The following is a 4,791-nucleotide window of genomic DNA, read 5'->3' as shown; positions in this document are numbered from 1 at the left end:
CTACAATCTGGCGAGGTATCCATATGCGAACAGAAGAAAATTACGGGCAACTGCTTGTTTGTATTTGACGGGATCGTACCATAAACATAGCCATTATCGTCTATTTCGGCATCAGTAACGCCAATTTCTAACAGTTCCTGAACCAATTCTTTACCTAAGTTTTTTTGTTTTAGGGTTGATGGGCAAGTTGGAGAATTTGGATCAGATTGAGTATCAATCTTCGCATATTTTATAAACCGCTGCTCCAGAGATTTGTTAAAGTTGGTGTATGTGCTCATAATTCAAAGGTAAAAGTTATAGATATTCGATAAACATATTATTTTTGTAAAAAAACGATATGATTTTTAATCTGCTGAAAGCTACTTACATAACCCTTCTGCTTGTTTTTATAGGAAGTTTTTCTTTTGCCCAATCTAATTTTTTTAAAATGTCGTATGGCTTTGGAGGAGGAATAAACAAATCTTATACTGATGTGTACAAAGGAGGTTTTGGTTACACAGCCTATGGCGTATTCGATTATCATATCACGCCATTTGTAACCCTGGGTTTAGAAGGGCAGTATGGTATGATTCAGGGTGGTGATATTGAAACCGATCTGCACAACCGTCAGTTTGTAAACAAATATTCCGCCATTACAGCCAATGTAAAGCTAATGCTTGGTGAGGTGGTGAACTACGATAAAAGCGAGTTTTTATACAATCTAAGGGGTTTGTATGTAGGTTTGGGTATAGGGGTAATTAACAACAAGATTACCGATATTGTTCGGTATAAACCAAGCTGGGCAGCACACGATCCTGGCTATGGCCCTTTCCCTGGAAAAGATAAAAGCCTTAATATGGCGGTACCTTTAAACTTCGGTTTTAACTATTTCATCAACGATGGTTATGGCTATATGAGGTACGTTATCAACATTAATGCACAATCGAACTATACTTTTGGCGAAGGTTTGGATGGTTATAACGATTCGAGCGCCAAGTTTGCAAACAATTCGCCGGATGTTTACAACGTTTATACCATAGGTTTTAAATATATGTTTGGAACGATTAAATCTTATCGTAAAACCCTTTAATAACATCATTTCATTTCTTAGATTTAAGGCATGAAAAAATTCTTTGTGTTTTGTTTGCTTTCGATGAGATTAAAAGCTGCCGCACAAAAAACACCTTTCGAGCTGAGCGGAAAAATTGAAACCTCCACTTACAATGCTGCTATAACCTATTACGAAAACCTAACTAAGACCTATCCACAGGCCAAATTGTTCACCTATGGGCGTACAGATTTTGGTAAGCCTTTACATGTATTGGTTTTGTCGCGCGATCGGGTTTTTGATCCTTCGGAGATTAGAAAACAGAATAAAAGGATTTTATTGATCAACAACGGCATTCATCCGGGCGAACCAGAGGGGGTGGATGCATCGATGATGCTTGCCCGCGATCTGCTTAAGGCAGGTAAACTGCCAAATGATGTGGTGATCTGCATTATTCCCCTGTACAATATAGATGGCAGTTTTAACCGTAGCGGAACATCAAGGGCCAACCAGAACGGACCGGTTGCTTATGGTTTTAGGGGCAATAGCAAGAACCTCGATCTGAATCGTGATTTCATTAAAACCGATTCGAAAAATTCAGCAGCGTTTCAACTCATTTTTAATACCTGGCAGCCCGAAATATTTGTAGATACACACACCAGCAATGGTGCCGATTATCAATATGTAATGACGCTTATCCCTACACAAAAAGATAAGCTGAACCCGATTCTTTCGGGCTATTTAACTAAAACATTGGTACCTGATCTATATAAGGGAATGGAGAAGGTGGGTTACCCGATGATTCCCTATGTAAACTCGATAGGTGAAACGCCTGAAAGCGGAATAACCGGATTTATAGATCCCCCACGTTACTCTACCGGATATACCACGTTGCACAACACCATAGGTTTTATGCCCGAAACGCATATGCTAAAGGCATACGATTTGCGCGTTGATGCCACTTACGAGCTTTTGCAAACCTATATTCAGCTTGTAGAACGCGATGCCAAGGTTATTGGAGAGAATAAGCGGAAGGCCGATGAACTTGTTGCTGCACAAAAGGAATTTCCTTTAGAATGGAAACTGAACAAAACTGAGGTAAACGATCTGACCTTTAAAGGCTTTGAGGCCGGGCAAAAACCCAGTACGGTAAGCGGTGCCGATCGTTTATATTACGACCGTAGTAAACCTTACACCAGGACCATTAAAGAATGGAATAAGTTCGAACCTGCGGTGTCTATTCAAAAACCGGTTGCCTACATTATTCCGAAAGCCTGGGACCGCGTAATTGCCCTGCTTAAACTGAATAATGTTAAAATCAGGGAGCTAAAAAACGATCAGAAAATTGAAGTAGAAAGTTATTATATCGGCGATTTTAAAACCGGAACAAGGCCCTATGAAGGGCACTATCTGCACTCAGCCGTAAAATTGAATACACTAAAACAGAACCTCCAATATTACGCAAGCGATTTTGTGGTTTATGTTAACCAGCCTGTTAACCGGTATATTGTAGAAACACTGGAGCCACAGGCTACTGATTCTTATTTCAACTGGAACTTTTTCGATTCAATTCTGGATATGAAAGAACATTATTCGGCATATGTTTTTGAAGATACTGCAACAGCATTACTAAAAAATAATCCAGAACTACAGCATAAATTGGAGGCGAAAAAAGCTTCAGATGCCGAATTTGCGAAGAATGCGGCTGCACAACTTGATTTTGTATATAAAAATTCTGATTATTACGAAAAAACACACAATAGATATCCGGTAGCCCGTTTGGTTACAGACGTAAAACTTGATTTAAAATAACCCCCATGGAATACTTCAATATTGCACCAGTTGCCTCCGTAATTTTCGTTTTTACCATTATTACCAGCTTATATGCTTTCTATGATCATTCGCTTTATGGCAAGTTTATGCTGCATCCGTATAGTGTATCCAAAGGACAGAATGTATATACCTTGATTACCAGCGGGCTTGTGCATGCAGATTGGATGCACCTGTTTTTTAATATGTTTACCTTCTATGCTTTTGCCTTTACACTGGAAAGATTAATGGGGAGCTGGCAGTTTGGATTACTGTATTTTCTGGGGTTGGTGCTAAGTGATCTACCCACCGTTATTAAACATAAAGATCATTTTAACTACAATAGCCTTGGTGCATCCGGAGCCATTAGTGCGGTGCTTTTTAGCTATATTTTGTTTAATCCAATGTCTAAAATTTACATCATGTTTATTCCTATCGGCATTCCTGCTGTAGTTTTTGGGATTTTGTATTTAATTTATTGTGCTTATGCTTCCCGCAATTCGAGAGACCACATCAATCATGATGCACACTTTTTTGGTGCCTTAACCGGATTGATTTTTACCATCATTTTTGTCCCGGGTATTTTGCAGAACTTTATTACGATGTTAACAGGAGGGAGATAATTTTCGCACGCGACCGTCATGCTGAATTTATTTCAGCATCTTTCATGCAAGATAGACCCTGAAATGAATTCAGGGTGACGACCTGAATTTATTACCCCGCCGTAGGCAAATAGGGTTTCTCAAAGAAACTCTTCGGCTCATCAGGGTTTTTAATAATCTCGAATACCACATAACCCCAGGGTTTCCAGAAATTTTCCAATACCTGCGCATATACTTTATGTTGCCAAACATCAAAAAGCGGTTTGGTCATGTTGCCGCGTAAAGGCATGGCTTCGATATAAGTGGTGCCTTCTACTGGCATAAAAGTATACTCAGGCAAGCGGTTAAACAGGTAGGCAGAGTAATAAAAACGCGCACTCAGCTCTTCAAACTGTTCGGCGGTTAAAGCTTTTCCTTTTATTTCGTTGATGATATCCTGATGATAGCGTTTATTGGTACCATTATCCTGTAAACAGGCGATGATCCCAAAATCTTTCATTTTTAACGAGAAGGTTAAAGTGTTTATCTCATCACGGAAACTGAACGGTGTTTCTCCGTTTTCTAATTTCACTACCGTGATAGACCATGGTGAAAAATCTTCAAACTCGAGACTGGTATACAGGTTCTGCATCATGAAATTCAGATTGGCAAATTTCATCATTAACGATTGCGACATATTTAAACCATCAGCAGTCATTTCCTTGCGTAAGGCCGAATGCATTTCGATGTATACAAAGCCATATAAAAATTTGCCGATCCAGTTAAAAAGATCCAGTTCGGGCAATGCGGAAACGGCATCGTACCCTGTTGCAAATGCTGCTTCGATCTTGTGCTCAAGCGGGGTTAAAAATTGCTCGTTTACTTCGCTGTTCACCGGGATAACCAAGGTGTTGTACGAACGGATACTCTCATCCAAAAACTGGATCTGCTCTTCGCCACTTAAACCAGCCTGTGCTAACAACCATTTTGGAATTAACGGCACCTGAACAACAGGCGAATTAAAAGTTTTGCCGCTTAGGAAGCAGATTTTGTATAAAAAATCGAAGTTTTGGAAAGGATTGTATAAGCCGGTATTCATCACTGCAATATTAGCCATTATATTTTTAGGGCTTTGCAACGATATTTTATTTTAACGCAGGGATTACAACCACCTCACCCTGTTAGCGGGCTTGCTTGAGCACTATCTCAGGATAGAGGTATATCATAAATATAGATTTGTCATCCTGAGCTTGTCGAAGGACCTGCATAAATACGCTTTAAAGTGTTTCGACAGGCTCAACATGACAGCATCTGAGGTAAATCGCCTTACGATACTACCTCAACAAAAGACATTGCTATACTACATCCATAAAC

Annotated in this window: 4 protein-coding genes and 1 pseudogene; 3 read left to right on the top strand and 2 right to left on the bottom strand. The window is 39.6% G+C overall.

Translation table 11 applies throughout. The features are described 5' to 3' along the window. A pseudogene (locus AC1DND_RS19795) lies at positions 1–278 on the bottom strand (peptidase T); the annotation flags it as partial. A 59-nt stretch (positions 279–337) separates the two neighbouring features. Here AC1DND_RS19795 and AC1DND_RS19790 point away from each other — a divergent pair. Genes AC1DND_RS19790 through AC1DND_RS19780 form a run of 3 tightly spaced genes read left to right on the top strand, consistent with a single transcriptional unit; the run spans position 338 to position 3,459 of the window. After that, entirely contained in the window at positions 338–1,069 is a 732-nt protein-coding gene (locus tag AC1DND_RS19790) for a hypothetical protein (RefSeq protein WP_477584239.1), read from the top strand. Between the two features lie 30 nt (positions 1,070–1,099). Further along, a complete protein-coding gene (locus AC1DND_RS19785; RefSeq protein WP_477584237.1) occupies positions 1,100–2,839 on the top strand; it encodes a M14 family zinc carboxypeptidase in 1,740 nt (579 codons plus the stop codon). Between the two features lie 5 nt (positions 2,840–2,844). Continuing rightward, positions 2,845–3,459, top strand: a complete 615-nt coding sequence (locus AC1DND_RS19780; protein WP_029277963.1) for a rhomboid family intramembrane serine protease — start codon at positions 2,845–2,847, stop codon at positions 3,457–3,459. Between the two features lie 91 nt (positions 3,460–3,550). Here AC1DND_RS19780 and AC1DND_RS19775 read toward each other — a convergent pair whose 3' ends face one another. Next, positions 3,551–4,534, bottom strand: coding sequence for a hypothetical protein (locus AC1DND_RS19775; protein ID WP_477584235.1), 984 nt, complete (start codon positions 4,532–4,534; stop codon positions 3,551–3,553). Between the last annotated feature and the right edge of the window lie 257 nt (positions 4,535–4,791).

Source organism: Pedobacter sp. 01N416 (assembly GCF_056399685.1).
The sequence above is the reverse complement of the archived record's forward strand: the minus strand, read 5'-3'. Positions and strand labels throughout refer to the sequence as shown.